Below are 16,595 nucleotides of genomic sequence, written 5' to 3' on the forward strand. Positions count from 1 at the left end.
CGAGCGTCGGAGAACGCTGTGCTGTTTCACCATAGGAACAGGGTGGTTGATGTCTTGTTTACCCGTCTTCAGTCAAGACCCACCTATCCCGTGGATTTACGAAGACCATAAAAAATGCCGGTCAAGGGACCGGCATTTTTGGATATGGCGTTGGGGGCGTCACATCAGACGGTAAAGAACTTGGCGTTGACGAAGGCCACTGCGATGAAGGAGGCCACCATGCCGCTGATGCAGAGCACGGCCGGACGCATGGCTGGCCAGCGATGGGTCAGCAGGATAATGGCCAGCAGGGTCGGGTAGAGGCCGAACATGTAGCGTGGCATGGCGTTGAGGCCCGTCATCAGCGGTATGGTGCAGCAGATGAACATCAGTGTGGCTTCGGCCCAGCGCTTCTGGCTGAACAGATAGAGGTTCAGACACCAGCCGAAGATCACCATGATGGAGAGGTAAGCCTTGCGCCCCCCCAGCTCGAAGCCGCTCAGCCACCAGTCGAGCGGGCTGTCCATGTAACGGCCCCAGGCCACCTGGATATGCTTGAAGGCCAGCGCATCACCTGTGAGGTGATAGAGATAGACCATGTAGGCAAACAGGCCGAAGGGGATGAGCCAGAGGGTGAATACCACCTTGAAGGCGCGTTCGGTGAAGCGGAAAAACTCCCGCCAGCCGTAGGCCTGCAGCGCCAGGATCAGCACAGGGAAGACCATCATCACACCCAGATTGCGGGTGCCGGAGATGCAGACGCCGAGCACTGCGACCATCAGCCACTGTTCCCGATAGGCAAACAGGAACATCCCCAGCATCAAGGCCATGAACATCGACTCTGTATAGCCGGAGGCGAAATAGGCGGAGAAGGGGGAGAAGGCGAGCAGCCAGACGCCGAAGCGGGCTGTCTCGTCACCCAGCTTGAGCTGACGCAGCACCAGCAGCATCAGCGGCAGGCTGGCAAAGAAGGCAAGGTTGGCCACCAGCATCAGGCCGATCAGACTCTCGACATTGAGCAGGTTTGACAGCGAACCTGACAACATCGGATAGAGCGGCATGAAGGCCCAGTTGGCCGCATTGCCCTTGCTGAGCCAGCGCGGGTAGAGATCGTAGCCGTTTTCGATGATGCGCTGGAACCAGACACAGTCGAACTGGCAATAGGCTTGCAGCGGGCCTATGTCGGTGGTGCCGTAAAGCTGGACGCCGAAATAACCCATGCCATAGAGGGCAACCCGGCTCAGCAGAAAGGCGGCGATGATCATCAGCCAGTCACGGCTGCTGATGGCCAGTGACGGGCGATAGGGAGCCTGACAGCCGGGAGTCGAGCTGTCGGGAGTCAATGTTGTAATGTCATTCATCAGGCAAATACCCAGACGCGAGAGAGGATATAGGTGAGCACTGTGACTGTCAGGGTGGCGATCACCACAGGCAGCAGACCAGAAAGACCCGCAAACAGCAGACCGCTCAATATCAGGTTTCTCACCGCCAGCGAGAAGAGGGCAACCAGCAAGAACTTGCCGATGGCACCCTGTTTCTGGAAGGTGATGTAACGATGGCCAAAGAATGAGAACCAGAAGGCAATCATGAAGGCGATGGTGGTGACCCAGTGTTCAGAGATGGCGGGCCAGGTATGAAACAGCGCGATAGAGGTACCAAGGTCGACGAGGGTTGCCCCCCCGCCGACCAGACCGAACCGGAACAGGCGCCAGAATTCCTCGCGGGAGATCATTGAGGCGCTTGCTCCTTCTTGTCTTGTTGCTGTTCTGTCTCTTGCTGTGTGTCAGCGTCCTGCTGCTTGTCTGCCGCCGGCTTGGCATACTGGCCGTAGACCCCTTCGATGAGATAGACGGGGCGCTGTTTCACTTCCACAAACATGCGGCCTATGTACTCGCCAATGATGCCAAGGGACAGCAGCTGGATGCCACCAAGGAACAGCACCACTGACATCAGGGAAGCATAACCGGGTACATCGATCCCGAAGAAGACCACCTGGGTGACGATCTTGAGGATGTAGAGGAAGGCAACGAAGGAGACACCGACCCCCACATAGCTCCACACCCGCAGCGGCCAGCTGGAGAAACTCATCAGGCCATCGAGGGCGAAGTTCCACAGCTTCCAGTAGTTGAACTTGGTTTCACCGGCGTGACGGGCCGGCCGCTCGTAAGGAACGCCCACGGCACGAAAACCAGCCCAGGCAAACAGACCCTTCATGAAGCGGTTGCGCTCTGGCAGTTGCTTGATAGCTTCCACCACCCGGCGGTCGATCAGACGGAAGTCACCTGCGTTTTCCGGCAGCTTGGTGCTGGTGGAGAGAGCGTTGAAAAAACGGTAGAAGCCACCGGCAGTGACCCGCTTCATCGGGGTATCGGCACTGCGATCCACCCGTATGCCGTAGACGGTGTCATAGTCACCGGTCTGCCACAGCTTGACGAACTCGAGGATCAGGGCAGGGGGATCTTGCAGATCCACGTCCATCGGCACTATGGCATCGCCTTTGGCATGATGCAGACCGGCGGTCATGGCCGCTTCCTTGCCGAAGTTGCGCGCCAGGTTGACCAGGGTCACCCTGGGATCGCGGGTGATGGCTTGCTCGATCACTGCGCGGGTGCTGTCACGGCTGCCGTCGTTGACGAACACTATCTCCAGCCGATCCTTGAGAGGCGCCAGTTCGTTATCTATCGCCTTGATGAAGGCATCAATGCTCTCTTCCTCGTTGTACACGGGCACGATCAGAGAGAGTCGAAAATCGGCATGCGACATGGAAATTTCCTTACTTGGAAAATTATTTAATAAACCGCGTATCGGGTAATACGTCTTACTGGGCGACGGTCAGTCGTACCGACTGAACATTGAGGGGAGTCGGTGCGGACAGTGCCAGGAAGTTGGGGCGCTTGGGGTCCGATGTCAGCGAATCGCCCGGCAGATTGAGCCGGATTTCGTTGATGCCAGCCTTGGCCAGGCGGACTGTCGTGGTGAAGTCATGACCCAGTGCCACCTTGAGCAGGGTGCCGGCCTGCGGGCTGTTGACCCGGGCCTGTATGGTCAGCTGTTCAGGTTGAGCTTGCTGTTTGGGCAGCACGAAATAGAGGCCGCCCTGGCCGCTGAGTTCGGTACCCTTGGTACTTGGCTTGGTAGCCCAGCCTGCGCTGGAGAGGAAGCGGCTCGGCCTGGTCAGGTTGAGCTCGTTGCCCGGCTGATAAGTCATGCTGGAGTTGTGCTCCCAGAAGCGGGTCTTGCCTTCCAGGTAATAGAGTTTGTAGGCCAGGCTCACATTGGGGTGGGCAGCCAGATAGAGGGTGTAAAGGTAGAAACCACTCAGTGCCATGATGGCAGTCAGAAAACCGAACTTTTTGTACGTCATATCACTCTCTACGCCTCACGATTGGTAGGCTGATTTCGCGCATATGCTAATCCAATTGCAAAAAAAGCATAGTGGATCACAAAAATATATTTGGTCACATATTAACCCCTTTCGAGTCAGTGCTCCAAATGCCCCCATTTTGACCCGGTTGTGACCTGACCAAGCCTTGTGCCGCGCGGGGTATGGGCTCATTTCATGGCCGAGTCCCTATGGGAAGAAATACCCCCCCTCTATGCAGTGTCGATGCAGGTGATCGCTGTGGCAGGATCTGTCGCCATTTGGCCAAGGCCGATTTATGATGAGGCATCGCGTTGTCAAGGATGACCCATGAAGCTGATACTCTTCTGCTGTGCGCTCTGGTTGCTCTCTCCGGCTGCATCCGCCAACAGCTTTTGCCCCTCTCCGCTGCGGGTCGGTTTTGACCATTGGCCGCCCTATCATTATTACGACAGCGCGACGACGGATGACAAGGTGCTGAAAGGTTTTGCCGTGGAAACACTCAATGCCATGCTCACGCGACTGGGTTGTCAGGTCACCTATGTGGAGCGGCCCTGGAAGCGGATACTGCACGATCTGGCGCGGGGCTCGCTCGATATCGCCATGGAGGCATACTCCAACGAGGAGCGTGGCCGCTATGCCTGGTTTTCCGATGGCTATAATCCGGGGCGCAGTGTGCTCTGGGTCCGCAAGTCCTCCTCCTATCCTGAAACCGATTTGGCGAGCTGGCTGGCCAGTGGTCATATTCTCGGGGTGACCAAGGATTACTACTATGGGGCCGAGACAGCCGACTTGTTGCGCCGTTATGCGGCCCAGGTAAGCGTGGTCAATGATCATCAAAATTACGGCAAGCTGGTGCTCGGCCGGATCGACGGTTTTCTCGGGGATATTCTGGCCACGCCCTGGGGTCTGAAAGAAGAGGGGTTAAACGATCTGATCGTGCCTCACGGCATGGCCGTATATGAAGCACCCACTTTTTTCATGTTCAGCAAACAACGGCTTTCCCCAGCGTTTGTCAGGGCGTTCAATCGGGAGCTGGCTGAATTTAAAGCAACCAATGAGTATGACGTTATCTGGCGGCGCTACGCGCCCGCCAGCTAGTAAAGTCACTGGCATTCACGCATCATGAGCGCCTTGACCGCCGGGTCTGGCAGTTGAAGTGAACCGATCTTGAGGTAAGCATGGGGAAGAAGTATTGGCTGGCGTTGGCAAACCTGATCTGGCTGGGCTGCTTGCCAGCGGCAATGGCGCAGGCAAGCGAAGGACAGGTGTTGGTAACCAATGCTGCAGTGCAGCATGACTGGTATCAGAACAGTACCGCAGAGCAGGCTCGCCTTGAGTTGGAGCACCAGTTGCAGGAGGCCGTACTGGCCCAGTTGCACCCTGACTTCTTCAGTCTCTGGAAGAAGCTGCAGGCCAAACCGGCCGATCAGCGTGGGGCCATTTATGATGAAGTTTTTGGCAAGCTGGCCCGCTTTCAGCAGGCTTGGCGTGCCATGGATCTGGTCGCTCGCGAGCAGATGCGAACCCTCAAGCTCAATTTGAACCAGCCGTTGGCCCACGAGCCTGTTGGCGACAATCTGCTGGATCAGGTCAAGCAGCTCAGACCCCAGGTCGCCGAGTATGAGGCGGTGCGCGAGGAAGTGCGCAAACTGCTCGCCATGCCCATGGCAAAGCAGTGGCCGACCCTGACCATGCCGACCCTGCGGGCGGGTGAGGCATCGCCTGAACTGGGGCAGATCCGTACCATCCTCAACGAGCTGGGGGATGGCGCCCCCCGTCATGACGACGCCACCTATGACGTCGACACCCAGCAGGCCATCAAGCAGTTCCAGCGCCGCCACGGTCTGACCGCCGATGGCATCATTGGCCGCCAGACTCGCACCTGGCTCAACACCGGGCCGCAAGTGCGTGCCAGCCTGCTGCTGCGCAACCTGTGGCGTCGGGATCTGGTGGATCATCTCTCCGGTGCCCGTTATGTGCTGGTCAATATTCCTGACTACCGTCTGAGCGTGGTGGAGTCCGGCAACGAGGTGTTTACCAGTCGGGTCATCGTTGGCAAGGAGCAGCGGGCAACCCCCATACTCGCCAGCGAGATCCGCTCCATAGTGCTCAACCCGCCCTGGCATGTGCCGCGCTCCATCCTGAGCAAGGATATTCTGCCCAAGCTGGGTCGGGATCCTGCGTATTTGAATCGCGAGCAATTCGAGGTGATCGACGGCGAAGGCAACCCTGTGCAGTTCACCGAAGAGGGCTGGTATCAGGCGTTGGCCGCCGGTTTCCCTTATCGCCTGCGGCAAAAGCCCGGTGATCACAATGCCCTGGGGCGCTACAAGTTCTATCTGCCCAACAACGATGCCATTTACCTGCACTCCACTCCGCGCAAGGCGCTGTTTGAGCAAGGGGCTCGGGCCTTCAGCTCGGGTTGTATCCGGGTGGAGCACGCCGACGATCTGGCCGAGTTGCTGCTGGCGGACTCCCGCTACCAGCCGGACAAGGTGGCCAGCATACTGAAAAATACCCAGACAAAGTGGTTGCCGCTGACCACCCCCATACCGGTATTTACCGTCTACTGGAGCAGCTGGATCGACGAAGAGGGTCGCCAGCAACTGCGCAATGACATCTATGGATTTGATCGAGTCAGCTTCCAAAGTCGCCTGCTGTGATCCTTGCCACAGAGTGAAAAGCCCGGCCCTTGCCGGGCTTTTTCATTGGTGCTGGCGGTTTGACATGGGAGGGTTCGAAAGGTAGTTTCAAGCACCTGTATCAAATTCACTCAACAGTGTCGCTTACATCTGCGATGGACGAACTCCTTATGCTGGAACAAGAGATAAGTCGACGTCGCCTGCTGCTGGGGGCTGGGTGCCTGCTGGGGGGAGCCATGCTCTCATTCCCTGCCATGGCGAGCCGCAGTACCTCAGGACGTGAACTCAGTTTTTTCAATCTCAATACCGGCGAGCGAGTGCAGGCCAGTTATTGGGAGAATGGTCGCTACCTGCAAGACGGGCTGGCCGAGCTCAATCATATTTTCCGCGACTATCGTCGCAACGAAGTGTTCAACATCGACAAGAAGCTGTTCGATCAGCTCTATCTGTTGCAGCACAAGCTGGGCCGCAACGGCGAGATCCAGCTTATTTCCGGCTACCGTTCGCCAGCGACCAATCGCCAGAAGCGGAATAAGAGCCGCGGCGTGGCCAAGCACAGCTATCACACCCTGGGTCAGGCGGTGGATGTGCGGATCCCGGGTGTTCAGCTGGCCCATCTGCGCAAGGCTGCGCTCAATCTCAAAGTGGGTGGGGTTGGCTACTACCCGAGCGACAACTTCGTTCATCTGGACACCGGGCCCGTCCGCAGCTGGTAGTCGTGGGCGGTATCCGGCGAGTGACACCTCGCCTCTATGGCGGGCTGCAGCGCCTGGTCACTGGCAAAGAGGGGGGCCGAGCTGTTAGGCTCCGGACACTATCCAGAGGAGAACCAGATGAAACATATTTTGCTCGGGGGCATGATTGCCCTGCTGCTGACCGGTTGTGGCAAGCTCAATCGCGAGAATTACGACAAGTTGAAGATGGGGATCAGCTACACGGAAGCGAGCACCATACTCGGCAAGGCAGAGCGCTGCGACGATGCCTTGGGCACCACCAGCTGTATCTGGGGAGAGGAGGGCAAGAACATCAAGATCCGCTTCATCGCCGACAAGGCAACCTTCTTCAGCTCGGAAGGGATTAACTGAGTCGCGTACGTACTCAGTGTCCCCATACAAAAAAGCGCCTGTCAGGCGCTTTTTTGTTGTCTGCAATCCGAACTGCTTTGCCAGAAACTGGCGCGCTCAGTGGGTTGCGTACTGATAGTGGAAGGTGGGCAATCCCCACTTGAATCGTACCGCCAGCAAGCGCAACACGAAGCCGATCCCGATGGCGCCAAAGGCGGCCCAGTCGTTGGGCAGGCCCTGATCCAGCGCCAGGCAGTAGATAGCGGCGGTGATCAGCGAGATGGCAGCATAGAGCTCCCGACGAAACACCAGGGGAATGCGTTGGCAGAGCAGGTCTCGCAGTACACCGCCAAAGGCGCCAGTGACCACCGCCATGATGCAGGCAATGCCGATGCCATGGCCCATCTCCAGGGCCCTGGCTGCGCCGAAGATGGAGAAGACCACCAGTCCCAGCGCATCGAGCGCCAGGAACAGCTTGCCGAGGTAGCGCATCAGCGGTGCCGATATGACGGCGGCCATGGCCGCGCCTGCCACCAGCAGCACATATTCCGGATGTTCAACCCAGAGCAGGGGATAGTGCCCAAGCAATACATCCCGGATGGTACCGCCACCGATGGCCGTCGCCGAGGCGATGATTACCACGCCAAACAGATCCATCCGTCGCCGACCCGCTGCCAGTGCGCCAGTCATTCCTTCGGCCACCAGGCCCAGCAAGAAGAGTGTATGTAACATGAGATATCCCAGGGTGCGAGAAAGGCCCGCATCCTATCAATTCAAGCTATATGGGACAAGGAATGAAGGCTATTCATTATTTTTTATAATGCAAAAAGTAAAAGGCACCGATGAGGTGCCTTTTTCATTGGGGCAGGGATCAGCGTTTGAGCTGTTCGGCGCGGTAGTGATCCACCCACATGGCGGTGGCACCACAGATGGCGACCGGCATCACAAAGAGGTTCACCACCGGAATGGCGGAGAAGAGGGTGACCAGGGCTCCGAAGCTCAGGCACTTGCCGCGGCGCTGCTTCAAGGCATCGCGCATTGTGATGAAGCTTATCTTGTGGTTGTCGAACGGATAGTCGATGTACTGAATTGCCATCATCCAGGCGCTGAACAGGAACCAGAGCACGGGGGCCAGGGTCTGCCCGACCACGGGGATGAGGAACAGGATCAGGCAGCCGATGGCCTTGGGCAGGTAGTACTTCAGCTTGGTCCATTCACGGCCGAAGGTGCGGGGTACATCCCGGACTATGTCCAGCATGCCGGTGTCGCTGACCACTTCGCCGGTGAGGGTCTGTTCCACCTTCTCCGCCAGCAGGCCATTGAAGGGGGCCGCTATCCAGTTTGCGACCGAGCTGAACAGGAAGGAGAAGACCACCAGTATGGTGACCAGAGCGATGGGCCAGAGCAGATAGTCCAACCAGCTGAGCCAGCTGGGGATCTGCTGGTGCAGCCAGCCGAACAGACCATCGAGCTGCAACAAGAGGGCGTAGAAGGCCCCGGCAAACAGCACGAAGTTGACCAGCAGCGGGATCAGCACAAAGGTGCGGATGCCGGGCTGGCGAATGAGGGAGAAACCGCGCAGGAAGTAGTCTGCGCCGCTGATTGAGTCTTTGACCATAGGGGGTGATTGGCTCATCTGAGCTCCATCTGTTCATGGGAAAGTGCCAGCATATTACAAACAAGGTTTGGATTTGGTAAAGTCGCCTGCCCGCCTTCTCTTTATTTCGTTACCCAATAGGCCCCCATGCGTCTGAAATTGATCAAACTCGCCGGTTTCAAGTCGTTTGTCGAGCCAACCCGCATCGAGTTCTCGGCCGACATGACCGCCGTGGTGGGGCCCAATGGCTGCGGCAAGTCCAACGTGATCGACGCCGTGCGCTGGGTGCTGGGGGAGAGTTCGGCCCGCCATCTGCGCGGCGAGAACATGACGGACGTCATCTTCAACGGCTCCATCAACCGCAGCCCTCACGGTCGCGCCTCGGTGGAGCTGGTATTCGACAACCCCCACAACCGGGTACCCGGTGAATTTGGCCGCTTTACCGAAATTTCGGTGCGCCGCGAGGTGCTGCGCGACGGCTCCAACCATTACCAGATCAACGGCCAGAAGTGCCGCCGCAAAGATGTCACCGACCTCTTCCTCGGTACCGGCCTCGGGCCGCGCAGCTACGCCATCATAGAGCAGGGCACCGTCAGTCGGCTGGTGGAGTCGCGCCCCGCCGATCTCAAGCTGTTCATGGAGGAGGCGGCGGGTGTCTCCCGTTACAAGGAGCGGCGACGCGAAACCGAGCAGCGCATTCGCCATACCCAGGAGAATCTGGAGCGGCTCGGCGACATTCGCGGTGAGCTGGGCTCCCGCCTCGAACATCTCAAGGCCCAGGCCGAGACGGCCGAACGTTACAAGCAGCTCAAGAGCCGTTCGCGCGCCGCACGGGCCGAGCTTATCGGTTCCGAGCTGTGGGCGCTGGAGACTCGCCTGGGTGAGGCCAAGGCCGAGCTGGCCCAGGCAGAACAGGCCCTGGCGGCGCTGGATGCCAAGCGTACCCAGGATGAGGGACGTCACGTCACCCTGTCGGTGGCCCGCCAGGAGGCTCAGGCCGAGCAAGCGAGCCGCCAGCAACAAATTTTTCTCGGTGGCCAGGCCATCGCCCGCCTCGAACAGCAGCAACTTCATCAGACCGAGCTTGGTCGCGACTGGCAGATCAGGCGTCAGGCGCTTGGCGAGCGGATAGAGGGCATCAGGGCACAACTGGCGAGCCAGCAGGAACAGCTGACCGAAGGTACCCTCAAGGGGGAGCAGGAGTCGGCGCGACTCGAACAGTGTGAGCAGTTGCTCACCGATCAGCAGGGGTTGCGTCTTGCCGCCGGCGAGCAGCTGGAGCAGGCGCGTCAACACCAGCAGCAGTGGCAACAACAACTCGGCCAGTTGCAGGGGCAGCTCAACCAGACTCGCGCGCAAGTGAACGGTCTGCAGGAGCTGCAAGCCAAGACCCGGCTGGCACGGCTCAAGCTGGAGGATGAACGCGCAGGTCCACTCGGCGGGGAAGGGGAGTCGTTGCAGCCCGGGCTCGACGCCCTGGCGTCCGAGTTGGAATGCTCCCGGGCTCGCCACGCCGAGCTGGAGCAGCAGTGGCAGGCCAGCGTGGCCCGCCATGAAGAGTGCAAGTCGCAGCAAAGCCAGCAGAGCAGCCTGCTGCGGGAGCTTGAAGCCCGCCTCACCACTCTTAATCAGATGCTGGGGGAGCAGATGGTGGGCGCCACCCTGGCGGACAGTCTGCAGGTGGCGCCCGAGTGGGCACAGGCGCTTGACAAGGTGCTCGGCCGCTGGCTCACCGCTCAGCCCAGCGACGAGTGCAATTTGGCGCAGAGCGGACTCTGGATTGGTCCATCCCGACCTGCGGTGGCGGGTACCCTGGCGGCCCGGCTTGAGGGGGCGCATATTCCCGCCTTCCTCAACGCCATCTGGCTGGTTGAAGATAGAGACGCTGCGCTGGCCCGCCAGCCTGGCCTCCTGGCCGGTGAGTCGGTACTGACCCCGACCGGAGACTGGTTTGGCCCCAATTGGGCCGATCTCGGCCAGGGGGGGGCACTTGGCACTCTGGCCCTGCTCGGTGAACGTGAGCGGTTACACACAGAACTGGCGGGATGCCGGCAGGCCCTTGGCCGGTTGAATGAACAACTGGGCACTGCCGATGCCGCGCGCGCCCAGCTGCACAGTGCCTTCGAACTGAGCCAGCGTACAGTGCGCGAGCAGGAACAGCAGTGGCAGCAACTGCGTGAAGCCTGGAGCCTGCGGGAAGGCCAGCGTCAGGAGCGGTTGCAACGGCTTGGTCAGCTTGGCGAAGAGCTGATCCGGCTGGACAAGGAGCAAGCTGGCGAGGCGCAGCGGCTGGCAGCGGCTTTACAGCAGCTTGAGCTCGCTGAGGAGCGGCTTGGCGAATTGCAGGAACAGGGTGAGCCCTTGACCGAGTCGCTGCAGCTTGCTCAGGAGCGAGTCACCCATGCCGAGCGGGCGGTGGAAGAGGCGCGTCTGCGCCGTGAGCAGCAACAAGCCAGCTGCCAGCGCTGGCAGCTGGAGCAGCAGAATCAGAGCCAGCTCATCAGCCTGCGGGAGCAGGAACTGGCCCGACTCGGGCTGGAATTGGCCGAACTCAAGGAGCCCGGAGCCACGCCGGGTCAGGATCTGTCGCCCCTGCTGGTCGAGCAACGCAACCTCGAAGCATTGCAACTTGCCTGCCATCAAAGGCTGGCAGAGTTGGAGCGACAATTGACCGAACTGGAACAGGCACGCAGCGTTGATCACAAGCAGCTGCTGACCTTGCAGGAGAAGCTGGCGACCCTGAGGCTGGAGCGCGAGCGCAACCTGACCCGCCGTCAGGGGTTGCATGAGCAGTTCGAGGAGCTGGGGGTACGGCTGGTGGATCTCGATCAGGCTGTCTTGATCGCCGCCGATCGCGGCAAGTTGCGTCAGGAGATCCAGACGCTGGAGGCACAAGTGGAGGCACTTGGCGCCATCAACCTGGCTGCGCTGGAGGAGTACGAAGAGGCGAAAACCCGCTCAACCTACCTGGAAAACCAGTGTCAGGATCTCGAGCAAGCGCTGGAAACCTTGAGCCAAGCCATTAAAAGAATTGATAAAGAAACACAAATACGCTTCCGTGACACTTTCGATAAGGTCAACGAAGATTTAAAATCCCTCTTTCCAAAAGTGTTTGGGGGAGGCAGTGCCTGGCTTGAGCTGACCTCGGATGATCTTTTGGAGGCCGGAGTGAGCATCATGGCAAGACCTCCGGGTAAGAAGAATGCTACCATTGCCCTGCTTTCCGGGGGGGAGAAGGCGTTAACCGCACTTGCGCTGGTTTTTGCCATCTTCAGACTCAACCCAGCACCATTTTGTCTGCTGGATGAGGTGGATGCACCGCTCGATGAAGTGAACGTCGGTCGCTTCTGTTCTCTTGTCAAAGAGATGTCGAGCACAGTACAGTTCGTTTACATCAGTCATAATAAGGTCTCCATGGAGATGGCTGAGCAGCTGGTTGGCGTTACGATGCAAGAGCCCGGGGTTTCTCGCATTGTGTCGGTCGATATCGGTGAAGCCGTCGCTTTGGCTGAGCAAAACTAGAAAGAGAAGCAGCTAATGCAGGAATTGCGTTACATCTTGGTTGCCCTGGGCGGTATTGCTATTGCGGCATTGCTCATTCACGGGTTGTGGAGCAACAGAAAGAATCGTCAGGCACCGATCAAAGAGAAACCTCTGGGCCGGATGGAATCCAAATCACGTGGTCGCGACAGTGACGCCTTCGACAACGATGGTGTCGGTCAGGTGCGTGTGGTCAGCGGTAGCCGTCGTGCCGAGCCCAAGCTCCACAGCGAGGAGGCTCGCCAGCCGGATGTCAGCCGCCGTGCACCCGTCACCGCTTTCGATGACGAGGATGACGAGGTCGAGCTGCCAACCCCTGTGGTGCGCAAGCCTGCCGCTCGCCCGGTTGCCCCGCCCCCCGTCTACGAAGAAGACGAGGAGGAGTTCGAGGAGCCCATCGCCGAGACAGTAGAGGAAGTGCCTGCCGCCCCGGTGCGGAAGCCCGCCCAGGTGATCCGTCGTACCCCGGTACACCGTTCTCGTTCCCAGCGCGAGCCGCTGCTGCAACAGCTGGATGATGAACCTCTGGTCGAGCCGGCCTACGCGACCGCACCTACCTTCGGTGCCCGCGAACCTGCTCATGTGCCAGCGCCTGAGTACAAGCCGCAGCCCCGTTATGTGGCCCCCGAGCCTGCCTACGAGGAGCCTGTGTATGAGGAGCCCGTTGGTGAGCCGCTGATGGATACCCAGCCGGTCGAGAAGATCTGGCAGGATGTCTATGTCATCAACCTGATGGCGCGCCCCGGTCACGATCTGGAAGGGGCGACTCTGCTGGCTTCCCTGATGGCGTTAGGCTTCAAGTTTGGTGAAATGGATATTTTCCATCGCCACGAGGATCTCAACGGCAAGGGTGAAGTGCTCTTCTCCATGATCAACATGGTCAAGCCGGGCACCTTCAATCCGTACCGGATGGAGCAGTTCAACACCCCGGGTGTCTCCCTGTTCATGCAGCTGCCGCTGCGCAGCAATGCAGCCTTTGCCTTCGAGCACATGCTGCAGGCTGCCGACCAGCTGGCCAGCGATCTCGATGCCATGTTGACTGACATGGATCGCAGCCCGCTGAGCGACGAGACCATAGCCCGTTACCGGCACGAACTGGCCGCCTACGAGGCCAATCGAGACTAAGACTCCACGGGGTCGAGTACATCAAAAGTGCGGTACCCAGGTGCCGCATTTTTGTTTGTGCGGTTAACTTATTATTCCAACCACAGTCCGAGACTTTTCCATGAGCGAAACCCTCTCCCGCCACCGTCAACTGTGTGATCTGCTGACCGAATACGGTCATCAGTACTATGTGCTGGATAACCCCACCGTCCCTGACGCCGAATACGATCGCCTGATGCGGGAACTGATCGCGATCGAGACCGAGCATCCAGAACTGAAAACCCCAGCCTCCCCCAGTGTTCGGGTTGGTGGTCAACCGCTGACCGCCTTCAAACAGGTACGTCACGAGATCCCCATGCTGAGCCTGGACAACGTCTTCAGCAGCGAAGAGTTGCAGGCGTTCGAGCAGCGCATGAAGGATCGCCTGAAGCGGGAGGTGAGCTTCACCTTCTGCTGTGAGCCCAAGCTGGATGGTCTGGCAGTGAGCCTGCTCTATGTGGATGGCCAGCTGGTGCAGGCCGCTACCCGGGGCGATGGTGCGACCGGTGAGGAGATCACCGAGAACGTGCGCACCATCAAGGCGATCCCGCTCTCCCTGCGCGGCAGCGACTGGCCCGCCCGGCTGGAAGTCCGTGGCGAGGTATTTATGCCCAAGGCCGGTTTCGAGGCGATGAATGCCAAAGCACTGGCCGCTGGCGAGAAGGTGTTTGTCAACCCGCGCAATGCCGCGGCTGGCAGCCTGCGTCAGCTCGATTCCCGCATTACCGCCAGTCGTCCGCTGAACTTCTACGCCTATGGCGTCGGGGTGGGCGGCGATCAGCTGGGGGATTCCCATTTCGGCCGCTTGTGTCAGCTCAAAGCCTGGGGTCTGCCCATGAGCCCGGAGGTGAAACTCAAGGAAGGCGCGGCCGGATGCCAGGCCTTCCACGACGATATTCTGGCCCGCCGCGGCGAGCTGGCTTACGAGATAGACGGCGTGGTTTACAAGGTCGACGCCATCCCCGTACAAGAAGAGCTGGGCTTTGTGGCACGCGCTCCCCGTTGGGCCACTGCCCACAAGTTTCCGGCCCAGGAGGAGATGACACTGCTCGAGAACGTCGAGTTTCAGGTGGGTCGTACCGGCGCCGTGACCCCGGTTGCCAAGCTTAAACCCGTGTTCGTTGGTGGCGTCACCGTCTCCAACGCCACTTTGCACAATGCCGACGAGATTGAACGCCTTGGTGTCATGATCGGCGATACCGTGATCGTGCGCCGGGCAGGGGATGTGATCCCGCAAATCGTTGCTGTGGTGGAGGCCCAGCGCCCCGCGGATGCCCGCGAGATCCTCTTTCCTACCCAATGTCCGGTCTGTGGCTCGGCGCTGGAGCGGCTGGAAGGGGAAGTTGTCACCCGCTGCTCAGGCGGTCTGTTCTGCGAGGCGCAGCGCAAGGAGGCGATCAAGCACTTCGCGGCGCGGCGTGCCATGGATGTGGATGGCCTCGGCGACAAAATTGTCGAGCAACTGGTCGACAAGGGGCTGGTGAAGACACCGGCAGACCTGTTCAGCCTTAACGCCATCCAGCTCGCCGGCCTTGAGCGGATGGGGCAGAAATCCGCGCTCAATCTGGTGGCGGCCATCGATGCGGCGCGCAGCACTACCCTGCCGCGTTTCCTGTTTGCCCTGGGTATTCGCGAGGTGGGGGAGGCGACAGCGCTGAACCTGGCCAACCATTTCCTCACCCTGGATGCCCTGCGTGCCGCCACAGTGGAGCAGTTGCTGGCGGTGGCGGATGTGGGGGAAGTGGTGGCCAAGCACCTCTATTACTTCCTGCGTCAACCCCATAACGTCGAGGTACTGGAAGCCTTGCTGGCCGCCGGTATCCACTGGCCGGCCATCGAGAAGAAGGAAGCAAGCGAACAGCCCTTTGCCGGCAAGACCTTTGTGCTGACTGGCACCCTCAACCTGCTCTCTCGCAACGATGCCAAGGCGGCGCTGCAGGCGCTGGGGGCCAAGGTAGCCGGGTCTGTGTCGGCCAAGACAGATGTGCTGGTGGCGGGGGAAGCGGCCGGTTCCAAGCTGGCCAAGGCCCAGGAGCTCGGCATCACCATCTGGACCGAAGAGCAGTTACAGGCAGCCCTTCAGTCATGATCTGGCGATGACGATACGCTGAAAACAACAAACCCGGCCATCCAGCCGGGTTTGTTGTTTCAGGGCGTTAGTCGCGCCACTGGGTTTTGCCTTGCCACTTCTCTGGCACCGTCAGCTGCCAGCGGGCCAGCTCCTGCTTGCTGAACACATACTCGCCTCGCACGGCGGCACGAGGTGCCAGCATTCTGGGCTGGGCACCCGCCAGTATGGCGTTGACGAGCTCTGCTGCTTTGGCTCCCTGATCGCGGCCATCCAGCACCAGGCCACCTATTGCCTTGCCCGTACCCACCGAAAACTCCCAGAAGCAGAACAGGGGCACAGGGCTGTGCACACTCGCCCAGGCCAGGACTGTCTGTTCGCTCACATGTTTGCCTGTATCGTCCACCAGCGTGTGGTAGAGACCGATGAAGATGGCGTCGTAGCCATTTTTTTTGGCGTTGAGCACAGCCTCCTGCCAGAGGCTGTAATCGCCGATGAGCTGGCTGTTGACCCGGGTATGGCCGACCCGCAGGTCGGTCTGGGTCTTGAATTCATCTTCAATGGCGGTAAGCGCCACGTTGCTGGAATCAAACAGCACCAGCGCCTTCTTGATGCCCCCCATCAGCTGACTCATTTCGCTGATGTTGCGTTTGAGCAGGGGGCGCTCCAGCACGCCCGTGATCTTGGGGTGGCCGACCAGTCCCTTGTGGCGCGGGTTTTCATTCATGCCGAGAAACACCACGGGCGTACCGAGGGAGGCAATCTCGGTGGCCAGGTAATTGATGGCGTTGTCGTCGCCGAGCACCACCAGATCGGGCTTGAGCTGCCGGTAGAAGGCGAGAGCCTGCTCGGCCATCAGGTCGAACTCGTCATGGGGACGGCGCTTGGTATCCATGTAGAAGTGGCTGATGTGGTGCTTGCCGTTCAGATGGGTTTGCAGGCTGGCGTTGTAACTCTGATCCCACAGGTATTCGGCGTGATAGCTGCTGATCACCAGGATCTCGGCAGCCCACAACCGGCAGGGGAGGATACACAGCAGCAGTAGCAGGGTCTTGGCCATGTCGGCTCCCATTGAGAAAGATGATACCTGACTCATTATGGGCATTTTGCACCGATACGCCCTCGTCAATGACTGTCGCAGGGGGATCTTTTTTTGGGCCCGTACCCTATGGCACGCCAGCCCGCAGCAGGCTTGGGG

At 59.6% G+C, this 16,595-nt stretch carries 14 protein-coding genes; 7 read left to right on the forward strand and 7 right to left on the reverse strand.

Translation table 11 applies throughout. From position 1 onward, the window contains the following. Nucleotides 1–164: 164 nt before the first annotated feature. The 4 genes from GWQ27_RS02385 to GWQ27_RS02400 are packed head-to-tail and all read right to left on the reverse strand — an operon-like array spanning nt 165 to nt 3,343. Nucleotides 165–1,340 carry a hypothetical protein gene (locus GWQ27_RS02385; protein ID WP_059111525.1) on the reverse strand — a complete coding sequence of 392 codons (1,176 nt, stop codon included), beginning with the start codon at nt 1,338–1,340 and terminating at the stop codon, nt 165–167. Next, nucleotides 1,340–1,711, reverse strand: coding sequence for a GtrA family protein (locus GWQ27_RS02390; RefSeq protein ID WP_005316930.1), 372 nt, complete (start codon nt 1,709–1,711; stop codon nt 1,340–1,342). The genes GWQ27_RS02385 and GWQ27_RS02390 overlap by 1 nt, the downstream gene beginning before the upstream one ends. Beyond that, nucleotides 1,708–2,742 carry a glycosyltransferase family 2 protein gene (locus GWQ27_RS02395; protein ID WP_275906580.1) on the reverse strand — a complete coding sequence of 345 codons (1,035 nt, stop codon included), beginning with the start codon at nt 2,740–2,742 and terminating at the stop codon, nt 1,708–1,710. The genes GWQ27_RS02390 and GWQ27_RS02395 overlap by 4 nt, the downstream gene beginning before the upstream one ends. A gap of 55 nt (nt 2,743–2,797) precedes the next feature. Further along, a complete protein-coding gene (locus GWQ27_RS02400; protein WP_021141071.1) occupies nt 2,798–3,343 on the reverse strand; it encodes a hypothetical protein in 546 nt (181 codons plus the stop codon). A gap of 327 nt (nt 3,344–3,670) precedes the next feature. On the opposite strand from GWQ27_RS02400, the gene GWQ27_RS02405 reads away from it, so the two are divergent. The 4 genes from GWQ27_RS02405 (at nt 3,671) to GWQ27_RS02420 (ending at nt 7,070) form a co-directional block, all read left to right on the forward strand. After that, on the forward strand, nt 3,671–4,441 hold the full coding sequence (locus GWQ27_RS02405) for a transporter substrate-binding domain-containing protein (RefSeq protein WP_021141070.1): 771 nt from the start codon (nt 3,671–3,673) through the stop codon (nt 4,439–4,441). A gap of 80 nt (nt 4,442–4,521) precedes the next feature. Beyond that, nucleotides 4,522–6,006, forward strand: coding sequence for a L,D-transpeptidase family protein (locus GWQ27_RS02410; protein WP_159166903.1), 1,485 nt, complete (start codon nt 4,522–4,524; stop codon nt 6,004–6,006). A gap of 149 nt (nt 6,007–6,155) precedes the next feature. Next, nucleotides 6,156–6,701, forward strand: a complete 546-nt coding sequence (locus GWQ27_RS02415; RefSeq protein ID WP_125597956.1) for a DUF882 domain-containing protein — start codon at nt 6,156–6,158, stop codon at nt 6,699–6,701. Nucleotides 6,702–6,818: 117 nt separating this feature from the next. Then, complete coding sequence (locus tag GWQ27_RS02420) at nt 6,819–7,070, forward strand: hypothetical protein (RefSeq protein WP_059169847.1); 252 nt, start codon at nt 6,819–6,821, stop codon at nt 7,068–7,070. A 96-nt stretch (nt 7,071–7,166) separates the two neighbouring features. Here GWQ27_RS02420 and GWQ27_RS02425 read toward each other — a convergent pair whose 3' ends face one another. Next, nucleotides 7,167–7,781, reverse strand: coding sequence for a trimeric intracellular cation channel family protein (locus GWQ27_RS02425; protein ID WP_005316916.1), 615 nt, complete (start codon nt 7,779–7,781; stop codon nt 7,167–7,169). A 139-nt stretch (nt 7,782–7,920) separates the two neighbouring features. Next, entirely contained in the window at nt 7,921–8,685 is a 765-nt protein-coding gene (gene cysZ, locus GWQ27_RS02430; protein WP_059111529.1) for a sulfate transporter CysZ, read from the reverse strand. 108 nt (nt 8,686–8,793) lie between these two features. On the opposite strand from cysZ, the gene GWQ27_RS02435 reads away from it, so the two are divergent. The 3 genes from GWQ27_RS02435 to ligA all read left to right on the forward strand — a co-directional run bounded on the left by GWQ27_RS02435 (nt 8,794) and on the right by ligA (nt 15,418). Continuing rightward, the gene (locus tag GWQ27_RS02435; protein ID WP_275906581.1) at nt 8,794–12,168 is read left to right on the forward strand and encodes an AAA family ATPase; all 3,375 of its coding nucleotides are present in this window, start codon (nt 8,794–8,796) and stop codon (nt 12,166–12,168) included. Nucleotides 12,169–12,183: 15 nt separating this feature from the next. Next, nucleotides 12,184–13,311, forward strand: a complete 1,128-nt coding sequence (zipA, locus tag GWQ27_RS02440) for a cell division protein ZipA (protein WP_017411362.1) — start codon at nt 12,184–12,186, stop codon at nt 13,309–13,311. A 100-nt stretch (nt 13,312–13,411) separates the two neighbouring features. Then, nucleotides 13,412–15,418 (forward strand): NAD-dependent DNA ligase LigA, encoded by a 2,007-nt coding sequence (ligA, locus tag GWQ27_RS02445; protein WP_275906582.1) that lies wholly within the window; start codon nt 13,412–13,414, stop codon nt 15,416–15,418. A gap of 67 nt (nt 15,419–15,485) precedes the next feature. Here ligA and GWQ27_RS02450 read toward each other — a convergent pair whose 3' ends face one another. Continuing rightward, on the reverse strand, nt 15,486–16,457 hold the full coding sequence (locus GWQ27_RS02450) for an ABC transporter substrate binding protein (RefSeq protein WP_258394155.1): 972 nt from the start codon (nt 16,455–16,457) through the stop codon (nt 15,486–15,488). Nucleotides 16,458–16,595: the final 138 nt, after the last annotated feature.

This window comes from Aeromonas sp. 5HA1, from assembly GCF_029237245.1.
Taxonomy (GTDB): domain Bacteria; phylum Pseudomonadota; class Gammaproteobacteria; order Enterobacterales; family Aeromonadaceae; genus Aeromonas; species Aeromonas salmonicida.